The organism is Campylobacter sp. MIT 21-1684 (assembly GCF_026241315.1).
Taxonomy (GTDB): Bacteria; Campylobacterota; Campylobacteria; order Campylobacterales; family Campylobacteraceae; genus Campylobacter_D.
Genome location: NZ_JAPHNA010000078.1, coordinates 1 through 387 on the forward strand (window position 1 = coordinate 1; position 387 = coordinate 387).

1 protein-coding gene is annotated in these 387 nt (G+C 30.5%); it reads right to left on the reverse strand.

Going from position 1 to position 387, the window contains the following annotated elements; all coding sequences use genetic code 11:
- Nucleotides 1-17: 17 nt before the first annotated feature.
- Entirely contained in the window at nucleotides 18-305 is a 288-nt protein-coding gene (locus tag OQH62_RS08645; protein ID WP_266016164.1) for a hypothetical protein, read from the reverse strand.
- Nucleotides 306-387: the final 82 nt, after the last annotated feature.

Below are 387 nucleotides of genomic sequence, written 5' to 3' on the forward strand. Positions count from 1 at the left end.
GAATTTCATTTTAACTCCTAATTAATGGGTTTGCAATAGTTGGTGTGAATACTTTTATCGGATAAAACAATATTATCACACTCCACCTTTGTAGTATCCTCATATTTAACTATCAAAGGAATTTTACCTTGATTGTTAAGAATCTCCTCTTTATATTTCTTTACATATTTTAAAAAGATTCTAAAGAATTCATCATTGTTTTTCCATAAATCTATACACCCAGCACTTCCAGCAGCCCATCCTCCGTGAATAAAGAAGTTGTTTCTAATGATAGTTTGTCCTTTAGAATCTGTGATATGAAGCATTATCTGTCAAAACCAAAAAAGCAAACTAGAGCAAAAAACAGAAAAGGGCAATAAAAAAACATGCAGACAATAAAACAGATTC